18 protein-coding genes are annotated in these 20,911 nt (G+C 46.5%); 10 read left to right on the top strand and 8 right to left on the bottom strand.

Translation table 11 applies throughout. The features are described 5' to 3' along the window. Positions 1–90: 90 nt before the first annotated feature. From aceF to pdhR, 3 genes are all read right to left on the bottom strand, one after another. Entirely contained in the window at positions 91–1,980 is a 1,890-nt protein-coding gene (gene aceF, locus OGX86_RS04220; protein ID WP_003829487.1) for a pyruvate dehydrogenase complex dihydrolipoyllysine-residue acetyltransferase, read from the bottom strand. Positions 1,981–1,994: 14 nt separating this feature from the next. Continuing rightward, positions 1,995–4,658: a pyruvate dehydrogenase (acetyl-transferring), homodimeric type gene (gene aceE, locus OGX86_RS04215; protein ID WP_048236129.1), complete on the bottom strand. Its 2,664-nt coding sequence runs from the start codon at positions 4,656–4,658 to the stop codon at positions 1,995–1,997. A 163-nt stretch (positions 4,659–4,821) separates the two neighbouring features. Continuing rightward, complete coding sequence (pdhR, locus tag OGX86_RS04210) at positions 4,822–5,586, bottom strand: pyruvate dehydrogenase complex transcriptional repressor PdhR (protein ID WP_003018699.1); 765 nt, start codon at positions 5,584–5,586, stop codon at positions 4,822–4,824. A gap of 564 nt (positions 5,587–6,150) precedes the next feature. Here pdhR and aroP point away from each other — a divergent pair. The 3 genes from aroP (at position 6,151) to OGX86_RS04195 (ending at position 10,039) form a co-directional block, all read left to right on the top strand. Then, positions 6,151–7,524 carry an aromatic amino acid transporter AroP gene (gene aroP, locus OGX86_RS04205; RefSeq protein ID WP_103014383.1) on the top strand — a complete coding sequence of 458 codons (1,374 nt, stop codon included), beginning with the start codon at positions 6,151–6,153 and terminating at the stop codon, positions 7,522–7,524. 158 nt (positions 7,525–7,682) lie between these two features. Next, entirely contained in the window at positions 7,683–9,089 is a 1,407-nt protein-coding gene (locus OGX86_RS04200; protein WP_003829494.1) for a glycoside-pentoside-hexuronide (GPH):cation symporter, read from the top strand. After that, on the top strand, positions 9,089–10,039 hold the full coding sequence (locus OGX86_RS04195; RefSeq protein WP_048227084.1) for a glycoside hydrolase family 43 protein: 951 nt from the start codon (positions 9,089–9,091) through the stop codon (positions 10,037–10,039). The genes OGX86_RS04200 and OGX86_RS04195 overlap by 1 nt, the downstream gene beginning before the upstream one ends. Before the next feature lie 92 nt (positions 10,040–10,131). Here OGX86_RS04195 and ampE read toward each other — a convergent pair whose 3' ends face one another. Together ampE and ampD are read right to left on the bottom strand one after the other, a co-directional pair. After that, complete coding sequence (gene ampE, locus OGX86_RS04190; protein WP_032942372.1) at positions 10,132–10,986, bottom strand: beta-lactamase regulator AmpE; 855 nt, start codon at positions 10,984–10,986, stop codon at positions 10,132–10,134. Beyond that, the gene (ampD, locus tag OGX86_RS04185) at positions 10,983–11,546 is read right to left on the bottom strand and encodes a 1,6-anhydro-N-acetylmuramyl-L-alanine amidase AmpD (RefSeq protein WP_128317354.1); all 564 of its coding nucleotides are present in this window, start codon (positions 11,544–11,546) and stop codon (positions 10,983–10,985) included. Before ampD ends, ampE begins: the two co-directional genes overlap by 4 nt. An 87-nt stretch (positions 11,547–11,633) precedes the next feature. On the opposite strand from ampD, the gene nadC reads away from it, so the two are divergent. From nadC to OGX86_RS04160, 6 genes are all read left to right on the top strand, one after another. Beyond that, on the top strand, positions 11,634–12,527 hold the full coding sequence (nadC, locus tag OGX86_RS04180; protein ID WP_003837454.1) for a carboxylating nicotinate-nucleotide diphosphorylase: 894 nt from the start codon (positions 11,634–11,636) through the stop codon (positions 12,525–12,527). A 243-nt stretch (positions 12,528–12,770) separates the two neighbouring features. Then, complete coding sequence (locus OGX86_RS22725; RefSeq protein ID WP_353655312.1) at positions 12,771–12,833, top strand: prepilin-type N-terminal cleavage/methylation domain-containing protein; 63 nt, start codon at positions 12,771–12,773, stop codon at positions 12,831–12,833. A 171-nt stretch (positions 12,834–13,004) separates the two neighbouring features. Next, entirely contained in the window at positions 13,005–14,402 is a 1,398-nt protein-coding gene (locus tag OGX86_RS04175; RefSeq protein ID WP_286639385.1) for a 3'-5' exonuclease, read from the top strand. Then, positions 14,403–15,068 carry a DarT ssDNA thymidine ADP-ribosyltransferase family protein gene (locus tag OGX86_RS04170; protein WP_094934527.1) on the top strand — a complete coding sequence of 222 codons (666 nt, stop codon included), beginning with the start codon at positions 14,403–14,405 and terminating at the stop codon, positions 15,066–15,068. A 9-nt stretch (positions 15,069–15,077) separates the two neighbouring features. Beyond that, positions 15,078–16,763 carry an ADP-ribosylglycohydrolase family protein gene (locus tag OGX86_RS04165; protein ID WP_286639381.1) on the top strand — a complete coding sequence of 562 codons (1,686 nt, stop codon included), beginning with the start codon at positions 15,078–15,080 and terminating at the stop codon, positions 16,761–16,763. 291 nt (positions 16,764–17,054) lie between these two features. Continuing rightward, a complete protein-coding gene (locus tag OGX86_RS04160) occupies positions 17,055–17,687 on the top strand; it encodes a recombinase family protein (protein ID WP_086379696.1) in 633 nt (210 codons plus the stop codon). A 207-nt stretch (positions 17,688–17,894) separates the two neighbouring features. On the opposite strand, the gene OGX86_RS04155 is transcribed toward OGX86_RS04160, so the two are convergent. From OGX86_RS04155 to OGX86_RS04145, 3 genes are all read right to left on the bottom strand, one after another. Beyond that, positions 17,895–18,311: a lysozyme inhibitor LprI family protein gene (locus OGX86_RS04155; RefSeq protein ID WP_286639377.1), complete on the bottom strand. Its 417-nt coding sequence runs from the start codon at positions 18,309–18,311 to the stop codon at positions 17,895–17,897. A 15-nt stretch (positions 18,312–18,326) separates the two neighbouring features. Continuing rightward, on the bottom strand, positions 18,327–19,187 hold the full coding sequence (locus OGX86_RS04150) for a hypothetical protein (protein ID WP_286639375.1): 861 nt from the start codon (positions 19,185–19,187) through the stop codon (positions 18,327–18,329). 186 nt (positions 19,188–19,373) lie between these two features. After that, the gene (locus tag OGX86_RS04145; protein ID WP_286639373.1) at positions 19,374–19,637 is read right to left on the bottom strand and encodes a helix-turn-helix domain-containing protein; all 264 of its coding nucleotides are present in this window, start codon (positions 19,635–19,637) and stop codon (positions 19,374–19,376) included. A gap of 99 nt (positions 19,638–19,736) precedes the next feature. On the opposite strand from OGX86_RS04145, the gene OGX86_RS04140 reads away from it, so the two are divergent. After that, positions 19,737–20,348: an XRE family transcriptional regulator gene (locus OGX86_RS04140; protein WP_286639369.1), complete on the top strand. Its 612-nt coding sequence runs from the start codon at positions 19,737–19,739 to the stop codon at positions 20,346–20,348. Positions 20,349–20,911: the final 563 nt, after the last annotated feature.

Below are 20,911 nucleotides of genomic sequence, written 5' to 3'. Positions count from 1 at the left end.
AAACGGCAACCGATTTGTCTTTCGCACAATAACCTCACTGACTTCATGAGATTACCAGAAAAAAGCCGGCCGTCGGGCCGGCTTTTTCGCTTACATCACCAGGCGGCGAATGTCAGACAGCATGTTGTTGATGATGGTGATAAAGCGCGCACCATCCGCACCGTCAATTACACGGTGGTCGAAGGAGAGCGAAATCGGCATCATCAGACGCGGCATAAACTCTTTACCGTTCCACACTGGCTCCATAGAGGACTTGGAGACACCGAGGATAGCCACTTCCGGCGCGTTCACAATCGGCGCGAAGTGGGTAGTACCCAGGCCACCGATGCTGGAGATGGTGAAGCAACCGCCCTGCATTTCGCCAGCGGTCAGCTTGCCATCACGCGCTTTCTTGGAGATCACGGTCAGTTCACGAGACAGCTCGGTAATGCTCTTCTTGTTCACGTCTTTGAAGACCGGAACAACCAGACCATTCGGAGTATCAACCGCTACACCGATGTTGATGTATTTCTTCAGGGTCAGGCGCTGACCGTCTTCAGACAGGGAGCTGTTGAAGCGCGGCATCTGTTCCAGAGCTGCGGCAACGGCTTTCATGATGAAGACTACTGGGGTGAATTTCACGTCCAGTTTACGTTTTTCAGCTTCGGCGTTCTGCTGTTTACGGAACGCTTCCAGATCAGTGATATCGGTCTTATCGAAGTGCGTAACGTGCGGGATCATCACCCAGTTACGGCTCAGGTTAGCACCAGAGATTTTCTGGATACGGCCCAGTTCCACTTCTTCGATTTCACCAAACTTGCTGAAGTCCACTTTCGGCCAAGGCAGCATGCCCGGGATACCGCCACCTGCTGCTGCAGCCGGAGCCGCTTCAGCACGCTTGATAGCGTCTTTCACGTAAGCCTGAACGTCTTCACGCAGGATACGACCTTTACGGCCAGAACCTTTCACTTTCGCCAGGTTCACACCGAATTCGCGCGCCAGGCGACGAATCAGCGGCGTTGCATGAACGTAAGCGTCGTTTTCAGCAAACTCAGATTTGCCTTCCGCTTTTGCGGCCGGAGCTGCGGCTTGCGCAGGCGCTGGTGCAGCGGCCGGAGCCGGAGCTGCTGCTTGTGCAGGAGCTGCTGCAGGTGCTGCGCCTTCGACTTCGAAGACCATAATCAGAGAACCGGTTTTAACTTTGTCGCCGGTGCTGATTTTGATTTCTTTCACGGTACCCGCGAACGGTGCCGGAACTTCCATCGACGCTTTATCGCCTTCAACGGTGATCAGTGACTGTTCAGCGGCAATTTTATCGCCCACTTTAACCATCACTTCAGTGACTTCAACTTCGTCACCACCGATATCCGGTACGTTAACTTCTTTCGAGCCGGAAGCAGCCGGAGCCGCCGCTGCTGCTGGAGCAGCAGCCTGAGCCGGTGCAGCAGCAGGCGCTGCGCCCGCCACTTCGAAGACCATAATCAGGGAACCGGTAGACACTTTGTCACCCGTGTTGATTTTGATCTCTTTAACGGTACCGGCGAACGGCGCCGGAACTTCCATAGAGGCTTTGTCACCTTCAACGGTGATCAGAGACTGTTCAGCCGCAACGGTGTCGCCCACTTTAACCATGATCTCGGTAACTTCTACTTCGTCGCCGCCGATGTCAGGTACGTGTACGTCTTTCGCCGCAGAGGCAGCAGGTGCTGCTGCCGGAGCTGCTTCTTTCTTCTCTTCTGCCTGAGCAGGTGCAGCAGCTGCTGCACCGTCGGCGGAATCGAAAATCATGATCAGTTTGCCGGTCTCAGTTTTGTCGCCAACAGAGACTTTGATCTCTTTAACGATACCCGCCTGAGGGGACGGAACTTCCATAGAGGCTTTGTCGCCTTCTACGGTGATCAGCGACTGTTCAGCTTCAACTTTGTCGCCTACTTTGACCAGGATCTCGGTGATTTCAACTTCATCAGCCCCGATGTCCGGTACATTGATTTCGATAGCCATTATTCTTTTACCTCTTACGCCAGACGCGGGTTAACTTTATCTGCATCGATGTTGAATTTGATGATTGCATCTGCAACCACTTTCTTATCGATTTCGCCACGTTTAGCCAGTTCGCCCAGGGCCGCTACAACCACGTAGGAAGCATCAACTTCGAAGTGGTGACGCAGGTTTTCACGGCTGTCAGAGCGACCGAAACCGTCAGTACCCAGTACGCGATAATCATCAGCCGGTACATAAGTACGAACCTGTTCGGCAAACAGTTTCATATAGTCAGTAGATGCTACTGCCGGAGCGTCGTTCATCACCTGAGCGATGTACGGAACGCGCGGAGTTTCCAGCGGGTGCAGCATGTTCCAGCGCTCACAATCCTGGCCATCACGCGCCAGTTCAGTGAAGGAGGTTACGCTGTAAACGTCAGAACCTACACCGTAGTCGTTCGCCAGGATCTGTGCTGCTTCACGCACGTGACGCAGGATAGAACCGGAGCCCAGTAGCTGAACTTTACCTTTCTTACCTTCGAGGGTTTCGAGTTTGTAGATACCTTTACGGATACCTTCCTCGGCACCTGCTGGCATTGCCGGCATGTGGTAGTTTTCGTTCAGCGTAGTGATGTAGTAGTAAACGTTCTCTTGTTTCTCACCGTACATACGCTCCAGACCATCGTGCATGATGACCGCAACTTCGTACGCGTAAGACGGATCGTAAGAGATACAGTTCGGGATAGTCAGAGACTGAATATGGCTGTGACCATCTTCGTGCTGCAGACCTTCACCGTTCAGCGTCGTACGACCGGAAGTACCACCAATCAGGAAGCCACGAGCCTGTTGGTCGCCTGCCTGCCAGCACAGGTCACCAATACGCTGGAACCCGAACATGGAGTAGTAGATGTAGAACGGGATCATCGGCAGATCGTTGGTGCTGTAAGAAGTCGCAGCAGCCAGCCAGGATGCGCCTGCACCCAGTTCGTTGATACCTTCCTGCAGGATCTGACCTTTCTCGTCTTCTTTATAGTAAGCAACCTGCTCACGGTCCTGCGGGGTGTACTGCTGACCGTTCGGGCTGTAGATACCAATCTGACGGAACAGACCTTCCATACCGAAAGTACGCGCTTCGTCAGCGATGATCGGAACCAGACGATCTTTGATCGACTTGTTCTTCAGCATCACGTTCAGGGCACGAACGAAAGCGATAGTGGTGGAGATTTCTTTGTTCTGCTCTTCCAGCAGCGCACCGAAGTCTTCCAGAGCTGGCAGTTCCAGCTTCTCGGTGAAGTTCGGCTGACGAGCTGGCAGGTAGCCATGCAGTTTCTGACGCTGAGCGTGCAGATAAGTGTGCTCTTCAGAACCTTCCGGGAAGGTGATGTAAGACAGGTTTTCAACCTGCTCATCGGTCACAGGAACGTTGAAGCGGTCGCGGATATAACGCACGCCGTCCATGTTCATTTTCTTAACCTGGTGAGCGATGTTTTTACCTTCAGCAGTGTCACCCATGCCGTAACCTTTGATGGTATGGGCCAGGATTACAGTTGCTCTGCCTTTGGTTTCCTGCGCTTTTTTCAGTGCAGCGTAGACTTTCTTCGGATCGTGACCACCACGGTTCAGAGCCCAAATCTGCTCGTCAGTCCAGTCAGCAACCAGTGCTGCGGTTTCCGGGTATTTACCGAAGAAGTGCTCACGTACGTATGCGCCATCTTTGGATTTGAAGGTCTGGTAGTCGCCGTCAACGGTTTCGTTCATCAACTGGATCAGTTTACCGCTGGTGTCTTTACGCAGCAGCTCATCCCAACGACCGCCCCACATGACTTTGATAACGTTCCAGCCAGCGCCCGCGAAGATGCCTTCCAGTTCGTTAACAATCTTGCCGTTACCGGTTACCGGGCCGTCAAGACGCTGCAGGTTACAGTTGATAACAAAGACCAGGTTGTCCAGTTTTTCACGGGTCGCGATGGTGATCGCACCTTTAGATTCTGGCTCATCCATCTCGCCGTCGCCCAGGAAGGCGTAAACGGTCTGTTTAGAGGTATCTTTCAGGCCACGGTGTTCCAGATATTTCAGGAATTTAGCCTGGTAGATAGCACCGATTGGGCCCAGACCCATAGATACGGTCGGGAACTGCCAGAATTCTGGCATCAGTTTCGGGTGCGGGTAGGAAGACAGGCCTTTGCCATGTACTTCCTGACGGAAGTTGTTCATCTGCTCTTCAGTCAGACGACCTTCCAGGAATGCGCGTGCGTAGATGCCCGGAGAGATGTGACCCTGGAAGTACACCAGATCGCCGCCATCTTGCTCGTTGCGTGCGCGGAAGAAGTGGTTGAAGCAAACATCATATACCGTTGCGGAGGACTGGAAGGATGCCATGTGGCCACCCAGCTCGAGGTCCTTTTTAGACGCGCGCAGTACGGTCATGATGGCGTTCCAGCGGATAGCAGAACGAATACGACGTTCCAGCTCCAGATTGCCCGGGTATTCCGGTTCATCTTCAACGGCAATAGTGTTTACATAATTGCTGGCCCCTGCACCTGCCGCTACTTTCACGCCGCCTTTGCGGGCTTCTGAAAGCAGTTGGTCGATCAGATACTGAGCACGCTCAACACCTTCTTCACGGATGACCGATTCGATCGCCTGTAGCCAGTCGCGAGTTTCGATCGGATCCACGTCATTTGGGAAACGTTCTGACATGGGGGTATTCCTTATCTATCTAATACGTTGAGTTATCTGGAACCTGTCCCATTACGTTCTCGCCAGAGAGCGTAATAAGACAGGTTCTGCGTTTAGTTGCCGCGCACTTTATATGGCGCTTGATTTACAACATCTTCTGGTTAACGTTCTACCAGAAAAATCACTAATTCTTTCGTTGCTCCAGACGGCGTAAGGCGCGTTCACGACGGCTTTCCTCACGGCTTCTGTCCAGCAGGATCTCTTCGATAAACGCCAGGTGACGGTGGGACGCTTCACGCGCCTCTTCCGGCTTCCCGGCAATAATTGCTTCAAAAATACGGGTACGGTGACTGCTAACCAGTGGCAGCATTTCACGACGCGCATACAGCAATTCGAAGTTTTGCCGAACGTTCTGGGCCAGCATCGGCTCCATACACCTTAGCAAATGGAGCAGCACCACATTGTGTGCCGCTTCGGTGACAGCAATTTGATACTGGAGTACCGCATCAGATTCGCCGTCAAGATCGCCGGACTGTTGAGCAAGCTCGATCGCATGGTGGAGTTCACGGATACGCGTTTTGTCTTCATCCGTGCTGCGCAGTGCAGCGTAATAAGCCGCAATACCTTCCAGCGCATGGCGCGTCTCAAGCAGGTCAAACTGGGATTCAGGATGGTCGGAGAGCAGCTCTACCAGTGGGTCGCTAAAGCTCTGCCACAGGCTGCTCTGAACAAAAGTGCCACCGCCCTGACGACGAAGCAGTAAGCCCTTCGCTTCAAGGCGTTGGATCGCCTCGCGTAAGGAGGGGCGGGAGACGTCGAACTGTTTTGCCAGCTCGCGTTCCGGTGGGAGTTTTTCTCCGGGGCGAAGTGTCCCCTCAAGAATTAAAAACTCCAGCTGCTGCTCAATCACATCGGAGAGTTTTGGTTGGCGGATTTTGCTGTAGGCCATGATTTCCTGTCTTAAGCCATTTGCCCGGAGTCAATTGGTCTTACCAATTTCATGTTCTTGACGCTAAAGTAACAAAGTATTCACCTTCTGTCCATACAGGTTTTGATTGAAATCAGTAAAGGAGGCATATTTTAACAACATTACAGAAATAACGTTTCAAACATGTAACTATGCACAAATGTTAAATTTACCCACCTCGTGGTAGTTTTAACGGAATTGAAACGAAAAATTATCTCATCTGAACCGATTCACCTGCTTATTTATCGATATATCAACCACTATTAATGAATAGAAATTCAAAATGGAAATTTTGTGGTAGATAAACTCGAATTTACAAATGGTTTCTTTTTATTCAAGTCGTCATCTTCCCCGCATAAAGCAGGTGCATTCGCGCTCGCATATCATTATTCTGATCAAGACAAAAGTATTAAGGCAACATTTTATCAAAAGCATCTGTAAACAAATTAATACAACAAACGGAATTGCAAACTTACACACGCATTGCTGCGTAGTTCAAAAAATAAGCACTCGAAATATGAAGAGTAAAACCACACACGAGGTTTCATGATGGAAAGTCAACAGCATGGCGATCAGCTCAAGCGCGGCCTTAAGAACCGCCATATCCAGCTAATCGCGCTGGGTGGCGCGATTGGTACCGGGTTATTCCTCGGTAGCGCATCCGTTATCCAGTCTGCAGGACCGGGTATTATTCTGGGTTACGCTATTGCCGGCTTTATCGCCTTTTTGATTATGCGTCAGTTAGGTGAAATGGTGGTTGAAGAGCCCGTTGCAGGCTCATTTAGTCACTTTGCTTATAAATACTGGGGCGGTTTCGCGGGGTTCTCTTCCGGCTGGAACTATTGGGTGCTGTACGTATTGGTTGCCATGGCTGAGCTAACTGCCGTGGGTAAATACATCCAGTTCTGGTACCCGGAGATCCCAACATGGGTGTCTGCGGCTGCCTTCTTTGTGCTGATCAACGCCATCAACCTGACCAACGTGAAAGTGTTTGGTGAGATGGAGTTCTGGTTCGCCATTATTAAAGTCATTGCCGTCGTAGCGATGATCCTGTTCGGCGGCTGGTTACTGTTTAGCGGTAACGGCGGCCCGCAGGCCAGCGTCAGCAACCTGTGGAGCCAGGGTGGCTTCCTGCCGCACGGCTTCACCGGACTGGTGATGATGATGGCTATTATTATGTTCTCTTTCGGTGGGCTGGAGCTGGTCGGGATCACCGCAGCAGAAGCGGATAACCCGGAGCAAAGCATTCCCAAAGCGACCAACCAGGTTATCTACCGTATCCTGATTTTCTATGTGGGTTCGCTGGCGGTTCTGCTTTCCCTGATGCCGTGGACGCGTGTCACGGCCGATACCAGCCCGTTTGTCCTTATTTTCCACGAGCTGGGAGACACCTTTGTTGCTAATGCCCTGAACATCGTAGTGCTGACTGCCGCCCTTTCTGTCTATAACAGCTGCGTATACTGCAACAGCCGTATGCTGTTCGGTCTGGCACAGCAGGGCAATGCACCGAAAGCGCTGATGAACGTCGACAAACGCGGTGTACCGGTGAACACCATTCTGGTTTCCGCACTGGTGACGGCTCTGTGTGTGCTGATCAACTACCTGGCACCGGAATCCGCCTTTGGCCTGCTGATGGCGCTGGTGGTTTCCGCACTGGTGATCAACTGGGCAATGATTAGCCTGGCACACATGAAGTTCCGCAAAGCCAAACAGCAGCAGGGTGTTACCACCCGCTTCCCGGCGCTGCTCTATCCGCTGGGTAACTGGGTGTGCCTGATTTTCATGGCTGCAGTACTGGTGATTATGCTGATGACGCCGGGTATGGCGATCTCGGTGTACTTAATCCCTGTATGGATTGCCATTCTTGGCATCGGCTACCTGTGTAAACAGAAAACGGCCGGCGCGGTTAAAGCGCATTAATCCCCCCTCCCCCCACCTGCGTCAGGTGGGGGTTGTTACCTGTCTCACACTTTCCCACTCACGACTGTTTAGTCCATATCAGCGGCGTTATCCTGCAACGCAAAAACACCGGTACCGGACAATAATTCTCTCCATATCTCATTAATGGAGTGCAGTTGATGGAAACCAGTAAGCTCACGGTGAAAGAAAAGATCGGCTATGGAATGGGCGACGCCGGATGCAACATCATATTTGGCGCCATCATGTTGTTTGTTAACTATTTTTACACAGACATTTTTGGTCTGGCACCTGCACTGGTCGGCGTATTACTGCTCTCAGTACGCGTTATCGACGCCGTTACCGACCCTATAATGGGCGCGATGGCCGACCGCACCCGTAGTAAATATGGTCGATTTCGTCCATGGCTTTTATGGATGGCTTTCCCGTACGCATTATTCAGCGTACTGATGTTTACCACCCCTGAGTGGACCTATAACAGCAAAGTTATCTATGCGTTCGTTACCTACTTCCTGCTATCTATTACTTATACAGCGATCAACATTCCCTACTGCTCGCTCGGCAGCGTTATCACCAACGATCCGAAGGAACGCGTCGCCTGCCAGTCATATCGCTTTGTGTTGGTAGGCATTGCAACCCTGCTGCTGTCCCTCACCTTGCTGCCAATGGCCGACTGGTTCGGCGGGGAAGACAAAGCCAAAGGGTATCAGATGGCGATGGCGGTTCTGGCTTTCATCGGCATGTGTATGTTCCTGTTTTGCTTCGCTACGGTCCGTGAACGCGTACGCCCTGCTGTCCAGACCAATGACGATTTAAAAGCCGATCTGAAAGACGTGTGGAAGAACGATCAGTGGGTAAAAATTCTGCTGTTAACATTGTGCAACGTCTGTCCGGGCTTTATTCGCATGGCTGCCACCATGTACTACGTGACATGGGTTATGCAGCAAAGCACGCAGTTCGCAACGCTGTTTATCAGTCTTGGTGTGGTCGGCATGATGATCGGCAGTATGCTGGCGAAGGTATTAACCGATCGCTGGTGCAAACTTAAAGTCTTCTTCTGGACCAATATTATCCTGGCGATTTTCTCTGCCGCGTTTTACTTCTTCGATCCGAAAGCCACCATGATGATTATGGTGCTCTACTTCCTGCTCAACATCCTGCATCAAATTCCTTCTCCGCTGCACTGGTCGCTGATGGCGGATGTCGATGACTATGGCGAGTGGAAAACCGGTAAACGCATCACCGGAATCAGCTTCTCCGGTAACCTGTTCTTCCTGAAACTGGGCCTGGCGATTGCCGGAGCGATGGTCGGCTTCCTGCTATCCTGGTACGGCTACGACGCAGGGGCGAAAGCGCAAAGCGACTCTGCCATTAACGGTATTATGCTGCTGTTTACCATCATACCGGGCGTAGGCTACCTGATTACCGCAGGCGTGGTTCGTCTGCTGAAAGTTGACCGCGAGTTTATGCAACAAATCCAGACAGATTTAGAAAAGCGCCGCGCCAACTACCGTGAACTGAATGAATACCACGATATAAAAACGACTGAAACCGTAAGGAAAGCCTAATGAATCAGTGGCCAAATCCCTTTATTGAACAGCGTGCCGATCCGTTTATCTTACGTGACGGTAGCCACTATTATTTCATTGCTTCAGTACCCGAATATGACCGACTGGAGATACGCCGGGCCGACTCGCTGGAAGGGCTACGCACCGCCGCCCCGGTTGTCGTCTGGCACAAACCAGAAAGCGGCCCCATGAGCCAACTCATCTGGGCACCCGAAATCCATCATCTGGCAGGCAAGTGGTACATCTATTTTGCTGCCACTCACACACAGTCGCTCGACAAGCTGGGGATGTTCCAGCATCGCATGTTTGCGCTCGAATGTGCCGACGCCGATCCGCTGACCGGGCAGTGGACGGAGAAAGGTCAGATTAAAACGCAGTTTGATACCTTTGCGCTTGATGCCACCACCTTTAACCATCAGGGAAAACAGTGGTACCTCTGGGCGCAGAAGTCGCCCGATATCGCCGGAAACTCCAATATCTATCTCGCTGAGCTGGAAAATCCATGGACGATTAAAGGCGAGCCGGTCATGCTAAGTCACCCTGAGTATGACTGGGAATGCCGGGGTTTTTGGGTCAATGAAGGTCCTGCCGTCATGGTTCACGGCGATAAGCTGTTTATCAGCTATTCCGCCAGCGCCACCGATGAGAACTACTGTATGGGATTATTGTGGATTGACCTCAACGCCGATCCGCTCAACCCGCAGAACTGGCACAAATCACCGCGCCCGGTCTTTACCACCAGTTATGAAAACCGCCAGTTTGGGCCAGGACACAACAGCTTTACACAAACGCCGGAAGGTGAAGATGTGCTGGTGTATCACGCGAGAAACTACACCGAAATCGAGGGCGATCCGCTGTACGACCCAAACCGCCACACTCGTCTGAAGCTCGTGCGTTGGGACGAAAACGGCATGCCAGATTTTGGCATCCCGCCTGCTGATACGAACTAAACCGCTGCACTGCCCGGTGGCGCTAACGCTTACCGGGCCTACACGTTTTTTCATTGTAGGCCGGATAAGCATTAGCGCCATCCGGCACAACGCTATACTAATGCCCCATAAATGGTGAGCACCGCAATAACCACCACCACCACAAACGAGGTTTTCTTCGCCAGCGAAACGGCGGCTTTTGGCGTTTCGACTTTATCGGTGTGCGGTTCACGCGCCAGCGAGAACTGCGCCAGACGCGTAAGCACCTGATATTGCGACGTGTGCAGATCCGCAAGCGAGGCAAGCCAGGCCGGCAGCGCCTTCTCGCCATGTCCCAACAGCGCATAGACCACGCCCGCCAGACGCACCGGGATCCAATCCAGCACATGCAGGATCGCATCAATACCTGATTGCAGACGCTGGTGCGGTGTCTGATAGCGCGCCAGCCAGGACTGCCAGGCACGTAAAAAAGCATAACCAACCAGCGTCACAGGTCCCCATGGACCACCGACAATCAGCCAAAATAACGGCGCCAGATAAAAGCGGAAGTTGTTCCATAACAACGCGTTCTGCAGTTCGCGCAAGAATTCACGCTCATCGCAGTCCGGCGGAACCCCATGGATAAGCGTCAGCTCGCTGGCCATAGCATCACGGGCGTGAGCATCATCGCGAGCAGCCGCGTTCAGGTAAGCGTGATAGTGAAGGCGCGCCTTGCCAGCACCGATGCACAGCAAGCCAATTAAGATCCACGCCACCAGCAACGGAACATTAAACAACAGCCCATGAAGTGCGCGCAGTAGCAGAAACGTCACTCCCATCGCAATCAGAGTCATGCCTACCGTACGCATCATCGAAAAATGCTTAATCCGGCGGAAAAAAGCTTCAATCCGGTGATCAAGCTGCCAGTGCTCACCCAGCTTAAACAGGCGTTCAACAATCAACACCAATAATGTTGTAAACAGCGTCATGTCATCTCCTTGTGCGACGAGGGGGTGACCAGGGCGCGGAACCTTGCCCAGTCAAAGGACGACCCGGGATCGGTCTTACGCTCGGGCGCAATATTGCAATGTCCTGTCATGTTGTTAGCAATGGCCGGATAACGCGTAATCAGAGTATTCGTCACGGCAGCCAGTTGCTGATACTGCGCATCGGTATAGGCCAGCGTATCCGTCCCTTCCAACTCAATACCAATTGAAAAATCATTACAGCGTTCTCGCCCTTGATAGCTCGACACACCCGCATGCCAGGCGCGTTTATCAAAAGGCACATATTGCACGATTTCACCGTCACGGCGAATCAAACAATGGGCTGAAACACGCAGATGGGCGATCCCGGCAAAATAAGGATGGGCGTTGGGATCAATCGTGCCTGTAAACAGCGCGTCTATCCACGGGCCGCCAAACTCGCCGGGTGGCAGGCTGATATTATGCACCACCAGCAGAGAAGGGTTTTCGTCATCCGGGCGGCAATCGTAATGCGGAGAGGAAACGCGTCGCGCCTCTGCCAGCCAGCCCTCGTCTAACAACATGCAGAATCTCCTTATTGGTGGTGCTCATATCAGGTTCAGGGTAGCATGTTTCCACCTTATGATTCGTTAGCAATTTGGAGTTTTATCATGCCGCCTCGCCGCTATAACCCTGACTACCGACGTGACGCGCTGTTGGAACGCATAAATCTGGATATCCCTGCCGCTGTAGCTCAGGCGCTGCGTGAAGATTTAGGCGGAGAAGTTGATGCCAATAACGATATCACCGCACAGCTTTTACCCGAAGACATGCGCTCCCATGCCACCGTAATCACCCGCGAAGATGGCGTTTTTTGTGGAAAACGTTGGGTGGAAGAGGTCTTTATTCAGCTGGCTGGCGATGATGTCAACATCACCTGGCATGTTGAAGATGGCGACAGCATAAAGGCCAATCAGCCGCTGTTTGAACTGGACGGCCCTTCCCGCGTTTTACTGACCGGTGAACGTACTGCGCTGAATTTTGTGCAGACGCTTTCAGGTGTAGCGAGCGAAGTGCGTAAATACGTCGACCTGTTAGCGGGAACCAAGACCCAACTGCTGGATACGCGTAAAACCCTGCCGGGACTGCGTACCGCGCTAAAATACGCCGTATTGTGCGGCGGCGGTGCGAATCATCGTTTGGGGCTGTCCGACGCCTTCCTGATTAAAGAAAACCACATTATTGCTTCCGGCTCGGTACGTCAGGCCGTCGAAAAAGCCTTCTGGTTGCACCCGGATGTGCCGGTTGAAGTCGAAGTAGAAAGCCTGGATGAACTGGACGACGCGCTGAAAGCCGGGGCCGATATCATCATGCTCGATAACTTCGAAACTGACCAAATGCGCGAAGCGGTAAAACGCACCAACGGCCAGGCGCGTCTGGAAGTGTCGGGCAACGTCACCCATGAAACGCTGCGCGAATTTGCCGAAACCGGTGTGGACTTTATCTCCGTTGGCGCGCTGACCAAACATGTTCGCGCACTCGATCTCTCCATGCGATTTCGCTAATTGCTAATTGTATTGCCCGATGACGCTTCGCTTATCGGGCCTACTACACAGGTTTATTCTGTAAGCCGAATACGGCATTTACACCACCACCCGGCAGTTTCTTCGAGTCTCTTCGCAAATACATTGTCTGACTCTGTAATTTCGTAAAAATCCTCTGAACCCACTTTCCCGTTTTGTTTTTTGTCCCTCGCCGTCCTCCCGTGGGTTTGCCAAAGTAGCGCCAGCAAACTCAAGGAGCGAACGATGAACAAGCAACGAGGCTTTACGCTTATCGAACTCATGGTGATTAGTGTAGTTATTATATAGTAAAATTTGTGATCACTAACCGTTTGAAAGATAAGTTATATCCTCCGCTTGAAGGCTTCATCCATCAGGTATATAAGATTAATACTAATTAGACATTACTAAATGATGTCTTCTCTATAACACCCTCAGTTGAAGGTACAAAACGGAAAAAGAAACTTTAAGGAGATTAGTTTGAAAATTCTTTCGAACCATCGTGCTACACCTGAACAGCTGCCAATAGTCAGTCGGAATACAGCAGGCATAGTCGTTATCAGGGGTGCCGCAGGTAGTGGTAAAACCACAAGTGCTTTACTTAGACTCACAGCAATAGTCAATGCGTTAACATATCGAAGAAATCTTAACAATGACAATACACCTATCAAAACATTAGTGCTGTCATTTAACCGAACCCTTGCCGGATATATTGAGGGGCTAATTGATGACAGCATCCAAGCTAAAGCTATCCCAGTAGAAGTTGAAAATGATACATTTTCCAATTGGGCTCGAAGGCACCTCAATACACCTTTGATTAAAGATACAACTCGAGATTCTTATCTTTTAAATAAATGTTTAACACTTGGACTTGATTTAAACTTTGTACTCGATGAAATAGACTACTTTCGAGGCAGATTCCGCCATCACGAATTAGATAATTACTTAACAGTTGAGAGAACTGGTAGAGGATTGTCGCCACAAGTAACAAGACAGACTCGCCAGCGTTTAATTGATATTGTTCGCTCCTATGTACAATATCTTGAAGAGCATCAGTTAGACGATTGGCATACTCAGTGCGAGAAAATGATCTCTCATGAATGTCTGGGGTATGACATAATTGTCGTTGATGAAACGCAAGATTTTTCAGCCAATCAAATTAGAGCAATATTAAATCACCTTAAGGATGATTATTACTTAACGTTTGTAATTGATACTATACAGCGATTATACCCGCGAGGCTTCACATGGGTAGAAACTGGATTAGATATGCGTAATGCGGCCTATTTCAGATTAGGTGAAAATCATAGAAACACAGTAGAAATTGCTGCATTTGCTGCGTCTATTACCCATGGATTAACAATCGATGATGATGGAAGCATTAGCGACTTTACAAGAGCTACAAGGCATGGGCCAAAACCAGTTGTGTGCAAAGGGCTATACTCGCAACAAGTAAGATATGCCATTGATTACATTCAAAGGAATGTTAACCTTGCAAATGAATCTGTCGCATTTCTTAAACCTAAAGGTGGGCAATGGTTTGAAGAAATTCAAAGACAGCTTACACGTCATGGACTTCCTTATGTAACCATAACTAAAAATAAAGTTTGGTCAAGAGGACCTGAAAATATTGCGTTGTCCACAATGAATTCAGCTAAAGGTCTTGAATTTGATCATGTTATAATTTTAGGCCTAAGTGATGCAAATATGCAGCATCAACAAGATGAAAATGATGATAAATTACAGCAATTAAGAAGATTGCTTGCAATGGCTATCAGTCGAGCCAGAGAGTCTGTAGTTATCGGATATAAAGAATCGGAAAAATCAGATTTGGTTGACTATTTTACCCGTGGTACTTTCGATGAGGTAGATTTATAAATGGACATTGAACAATTTATATTTGAGAAAGGGATCTCAGAAATCCTGCACTTTACGACTGAAAGAGGTTTAACGGGTTGTGCAGGCACAGGTTTAGTTTTATCTCGCAAAGCTTTAAACGAAGAACAATTTCTTAGTTATATTGCATCACCTGTATCAAGTGAGAGAAAAGAAGCACAGGATACATTCAACAAAGATGAAGATTGGTTAGATTATATAAACCTTTCCATAAGTGAAATAAACACAAGTTATTTTAATGCAGCCAGAAATTGGTTTAGAGGTGAAGACAGATGGTGGTGTATAATGGCTTTTGATCCCATTATCCTAACTCACCCAAAGGTATATTTTACAACTACTAATAATATCTATACTTCCGTAATACGAACACCAGGTTGTGCAGGACTTCAATCTATGTTTGTTGAAACAATCACTCGATGGAGAGGAAAGACAGTTAGTAGAAATGGAAGACAGCAAAGATTAACCACCTGCGAACAGGCTGAAGTTCTGTATCCTAATCCTCTTGATATGAAATTCCTTAGAAGCGTTTACGTACAAAACCAAGAGCAGGCTGCATCTATACATGGGACACTGAGGAGCTTTGGTTTTCTTTCTGTAAATGTTATTATTTGTCCAGAAAAATTTTTAGGTGTGCCTAACACATTCTAAGAGGGAAAAATGAACTCACTCAGAAAACAAAAAGTCATAAATTCCGCACTGTGGGCCGCCGCTGGTGATGCTATTGGCTGGATTTCTGAACTTACCGACGAAAATGGCTTAAAGCGAAGGATTAATGATTCCTACCTCCTCAAGCCTGTCAGCTGGAACAGAAAAATTGGAGGTTACTCAGGAGTAACTGTAAGCCTCCCAGCAGGGACATACTCAGATGATACACAATTAAGATTAGCCGTATCGAGATCTATAAGAAGTAATGGTGAATTTGACACGGAGTCATTTGCAAAAATAGAACTTCCTGTGTGGTTATCTTATGCTTTAGGTGCTGGCAGAGCAACCAAATTAGCCGCTACAAACCTCATGCGTAAAGATACAAATTGGTTTTCTAATTTCTATAAAGTTAACGGGATTGATTACACAAACTCAGGTGGAAATGGAACCGCCATGAGAATACAACCTCATGTATGGAGTTGTAAAAACATCTTAGAAAGAAAATATGTTGCATCAGTAATCAAAGATTCGTTAGTGACTCATGGTCATGTATTAGCAGTGTGTGGAGCCCTATTACATGCTGATACTTTACAGTACGCTTTAATAAATGGAAAACCTGCTGGCCCTACAGAAATCAATGGTTTTATTGATAACTTCACTGCTATCCCTCAAATTATTAACGAGATCTACGAGTTAAATAATTTCTGGCTTCCTAACTGGGAGATTATTTCAGGAAAAAAACTGCATGAAGAAGTAGAGAGAGTTCGCATTGAATCAAAAGCATATCTATCAAAATCTCTGAATGCAGCTAAAGAATATAATGACCTCTCTGATAAATACAAATCAGTAATTGATGCACTTGAATGCAACAAAGAATCAAGGAGAGGTACTGCAACTAATACAGCAATTGCGAGTGCCTTGCTTTGTCATTTTTATAAAAACGCAAATCCATACGAAGCAATTATTTCATGTGTCAATTTATTAGGCACTGATACAGATTCAATTGGAAGTATGGCAGGAGCTATATTGGGATGTTACAGTAGCCTTCCTGAATGGGACATTCAAGATAGCAAATATATTATTAGCGAAGCCAGTAGATTAAGTGATATAGCGGAAGGAATTCCAACTGTAAACTTTGACTACCCTAATATAAACAAATGGCAATCGCCACAAACGCAAAGTGATACATTAGTCAAAAATAAGGATGGCATTTACCATATTATTGGATTGGGTAAAGTCACCTTATCAAAATCTGGTGGTTGGAAGAATAAAAATTATGAGTGGCAATGGATGCAACTCGAATATGGTCAGACTATTTTAGTAAAGAGTAAAATAGGTGATATCAAATTCGCTGAACCTACTCAACTTCGCCAAAATGATTTGACTCTAAAAAATGATATCCAGTCAGAACAAATGGCTATATCAAAAGAGCCTGAACAACAAACAGAGGTCAAAAAAGTTGTACAACCTGTTACAAGTTCATATAAGTATGAACAAAACAGTTTTAATTATGATTATGCCGACTCTGATAATTTAGATCTCGATGAGATAACTACAAACTTAATCAAAAACGGTTTTAGTGAACGTGAAGTAGGTCATTATCTTATAAGGCTTGCTGATAAAAAAGGTCTTGATTCCTGTATAGCATTTGCAGCAATCATTGGTAAGGCATTTATCACAAGAAAGAAAAAGCAATAGTCTATATAACGGCCTAAAGCAACAAGTTTTGGGCCTTTTTCTATAAGCAATGATTAATATCTTACATAAGTTTTATCAATTCCTTTAAAAGGCACATGCATTTCTGCTAATACATACTTGGCATGAATCTATTTAAATGAGTATGTTTCTTACACTTCCCTATGGTTCCCGACATGTATACCCCAAGCAGACTTACAATTTGCCTTTGTATATTGGTTCACTAAATCGATTTTACAACTTAAAAAGGACCAATTATAATGAACCATGTAAAACGAACTGGAGGAAGATACAATGCGTATTTGGGGCTATTTAAGGGCTTCAACCCAAGAACAAAATGCTTTACGAGGGAAAGTGGAACTTGATGAATTCGTAAGCACACATGGTATGAAAGTCTCAAAATACTTTATCGAGAATGTATCTGGTGCAACGTTGCAACGTCCTCAACTATTTCAATTACTCGATATTGCAGAATCGGGCGATGTACTTCTATGTGAACAGGTAGACCGCCTGGCAAGGCTTACTACCAATGATTGGAAAACTCTTCGCACTCTCATCGAGTCAAAAGGAATTCGAGTAGTATCGTTAGATCTTCCAACCAGCCACCAATTATTGAAAGGAAGTACTGATTCTCTAACTTCTCGAATGTTCGAATCAATGAATACGATGATGTTAGATTTTCTGGCAGCATTCGCCCGTAAGGATTATGAAGATCGCAGACGTCGCCAAAAACAAGGAATTGAGAAAGCTAAAAGTGAAGGAAAGTACAAAGGCCGTCCTGTAGATGAAAATCTCAGAAAGAAGGTTAAGGAATTGCTTTCAGATGGTAAAAGCTGGAATCGAATTCAGGAGTTGTTGGGTTGTTCAAGAGCTACTATTTCTAAAGTTTCAAAGCTACAAACAGATGAAATAAGAGATAAGCTATGATTCATAGTTATTTCAGTGAGACCGAACGCTTACTCCATAGAGTAATGCACATGTACTTTGATGAAAAAACGGATGATTATTTTATATTTGGTGTACTTCTTTGTGAATGGAACGATGAAAGTACTGCAAGAATTATTAATAGCGGGTTCCCACCAGCCCTGACGCATAGATGGCAATAAAAAAGGTAGCCTACGCTACCTTTAAATATCAACCACCAAGATTTGTACTATTCCTTAGTCGATAAAGATCTAATGTTTTATCGCGGATGATATTCATTTTGCTTTCAGCCGCAATTAAACTCCAGATAGTACCCTCTTCTTTTTGATAAAAAGCCTCAATTCCTTTATTATACGAATCTCTGTATTTTATCCATTGCCTTTGTGAATCTCTTAGGGTTGTACGCACATTTTCAGGCTGATCTTTCATTAGCAGTTTATATTGATTCCCAAGCTCAGTATCCCACGCTGTAGTAGCTTTAATATAGCAATTCTGTGAGTCAATGGTACTAACCGCATCCATCTTGCATTTTTGTAATGTGCTATCAATATTTTGCTTAAGTTCATCAGCAGAGGCCGATAAACACAATAGCAAACTTAAACTTATAACAACCGCTTTGAAATACATAATCCTGAATCCATTTCAATTATCAGTTTGTAATGTAACACGATGTTCTATCTCGTTAAGATGAGCTATACCACAATTTTCTAATTGAGAACGGGCAAATCTAATATCATTGCTGGTTCTCTGGATGTCAGGATCGGTTGTAGGACTCCTCCCCCCTGCAAATGGCGAAACACCCGACCGGGTTAAAGAATCAGAGGTTTCATTCCAGTACTCAATGGCTTGCTCAGACGCTGCATTAGCAGCTAACAGTCGATTGAATTCACGTGAGCATGACTTCTTTTGAACCGCAATGTAATCATCGACCCAAACACCATGTTGCTTGTAGATATTTTCAGCTACTAAGTACTTACCACTACTCTTGTCGAGACTATTAATCTTACTTTCGATGTAGTCTTTGTTCTTTTTTTCTAATGCTACAGCGGCGGCATGTTTATCGGCTAATTTCATTGACTCATCTTGCTTAGCTTTAACCTCAATCCACTTTTCTCTGTTAAAGATCCCGGCACTCTTCGCTTCAGAGAATTGATCTTCGATCATAAAACCAAGATTCTTTCCTTGTAGATTCATCATATGAACATTAGCTTGCCCAGCTATTAATAATAAAATTACAATGATGATAGGTAGAAGAAAGTTATTAAAAAACTTTGGAAGTTTTTGCATTAATGCGGGGTAGTTTTCTTGCACAGTTGGAATGGCTATAATTGACCACCAAAATGAGATGATCATAACCATACTCCAAAATGCTAAAGTAAATAATGCAAGTAATACTGTAGCAAATGACATCCCTGGTTCATTGAATGTACTAAAATAACTATAAACCATGAACACCATGATTAAGCCTAATCCCATATAAACAAAAAACTGTATTTTCTTCATTTTTATTTTCCCTTGTTATTTTAATACTCGTTTTATATTACCGAGAGAGTCAACTTCTACTCTGACAAGTTTTCTACATGCTCCGCACGAACCTACACCTGTACCACTGCTTTTAATTCCGGTGTTTACTGTCGTAGTACTTCCGCAATGCGGGCAAACCACTGTGTATGTTGCGTATGCCACAATTTATTCCTCACTATTATTGTAACGTTCAGGCCAGATTTCTTCTCGAGTCACCCCGATATAATCTGCAATGATTTTTTCACCTTTCGGCCAATGCCTCTCAAGGGCGTTGTATAGCGTTCGTTCATGCAAGCCGTTGTCTCGGGACAACTTAGCCAACGAACTACCTTTTTTGCGTATAGCTGCAAGTACATCGGCCCGATGCCAGTTTTGAGTACTGGCATTTGATTCCTTTTTTTGAGATCCTTCTTGTTTATGATTCTTCATTATGATCACTCATTACTTAATCATGAACATGATTGATCAATAAAATGAACAAGTCAAATCGAATTAGGAATACAATTCCTTAAGTTGAATGGCGATAGAATGAACAATAAAAAGCAGAGTATTCAAGAGTTCAGTGAACGCTTAAAGCACGTCATAACAGCACTTGGAACAACGGGTAGAGAGTTCTCAACACGTGCGGGTATTGGCTATAGTACTGTTCACAACTACCTGCACGGTGCATCAAGCCCTACACTTGATAACTTGGTACTCTTGGCAAAAGCGGGCAATGTATCTATCGAGTGGCTGGCTACAGGCCAACAATCGAGCATGGACAACACTGATTCAGATGTCATATGTGTACCTTTTATTGATCATGCCGATGAAATGTTGACACTTGATGCTCGGCTACTTGAGGTGAAGGATTTACGCCCTCTGCGTGCAATCAAAGTCAGTACCGATGTTATGACCCCGACTTTTCTTACGGGTGCAGTACTACTGATTGATACTAACGATATAGTTTTAACTGATAACAAACTTGTTGTTTTAAAACAGAGCGGGAATTATTTGTTTAAGAGAGTACAGGTGCTCATAGATGGAGTACGCTTATTGAGTGATAATGATAGCTATCCACCAATCGCAGTACCTTTTGAAGATATGAAAAGTATCAATGTCGTTGGTACTGTAGTAATGATTATTAACAAAATTAATTAGCACAATTGCTACTTCCACCCATCACCGTGAACAAACCTACCCAATGTAGTGAAAGGTGGAAGTTGTAACTATTATAGTACATGACACAATTAATTAGGAGATCATAGCAAGAGGTCGCTACAAGCAGAGATCATTCCCTTCAATCCTAACGATATCTGATTGAATTAATATCTCCATTTAATGTTCATTTTTGACTGTCCCGCTTTACAAGCGAGCCAGGAATTTCATTCGATTGAATCTCACGGCGTTCGCTTCAGCTCGAATATCAATTCATTGGATATTACTTTTTTTATAGGGCATTTATCAAGTACTGATTAGCTTTAACAGCATTACCCCTTGACGGGATTTCTTTGATACATTTCGATCCCCCACTGAGTGGGGAAGAAATTCAAGATATACAAATAGTTTGTATTTCTTGACGCTGATACTCATCAACATTTCATACAGCGAATTTTGAATACAATTATATTGTACTCAAGCGGAAGCGGGTTGCCCTGTTTCTTCCTATCGCCATTCTTTGCAACGGTCGTAGCTCATCACTACTCTTCTTATAAAAGCTGTAT

The sequence above is a fragment of the Citrobacter sp. Cpo040 genome, from assembly GCF_030332915.1.
Taxonomy (GTDB): domain Bacteria; phylum Pseudomonadota; class Gammaproteobacteria; order Enterobacterales; family Enterobacteriaceae; genus Citrobacter; species Citrobacter portucalensis.
Note: the sequence above shows the minus strand (reverse complement) of the source record. Positions and strands in the feature narration are given on the sequence as shown.